We start from the raw sequence: 456 nt of genomic DNA on the forward strand, positions 1-456 counted from the left end.
GGTAGCTTGTGTCGGCAGCGCCGTGAGCTGTCTGCGCCTTCCTCCGTGGTGCAGAGGTCGGTGGGGGCCTGGTCCGCGACCGGGCTGGGTTACGCGGGGGGGGCGGTGAGCCCTGGCCAGCTGATCGTGGCACCGGCGAGTACGCCGATCGCCAGGGGGAGCGCCGTGATCCGTGCCCGGGCCCTCGCCATGTCATGCCTCCAGGTCAGGCAGCACGGTCGGCAGCACCCCGGCGGCGGCAGCGATGGCGGCGGGGGTGGTGTCGAGGTGCTCCAAGGGTCCATCCACTTCGGAGCCGTCGACTCCGACCTCCCGCCACCGGCCCTCCACGTCGCGCACCACGAACTCGCCGAAGGCGAGCAGGAGGGGGCATGGTGGACTGGTGGGGCGGGGCACGGGACGGTCGTTGGCACACCGCTGCCAGCCCGGGTCCGCGAGCTGCCACCGCCGCCCTGC

At 73.7% G+C, this 456-nt stretch carries 1 protein-coding gene; it reads right to left on the minus strand.

Annotated elements, in window-relative coordinates; all coding sequences use genetic code 11:
• Positions 1 to 192: 192 nt before the first annotated feature.
• A partial coding sequence (locus tag JMF97_RS30745) for a hypothetical protein (RefSeq protein ID WP_203224686.1) occupies positions 193 to 456 on the minus strand: 264 nt, incomplete at its 5' end.

The sequence above is a fragment of the Micromonospora fiedleri genome (genome assembly GCF_016774385.1).
Taxonomy (GTDB): Bacteria; Actinomycetota; Actinomycetes; order Mycobacteriales; family Micromonosporaceae; genus Micromonospora; species Micromonospora gifhornensis.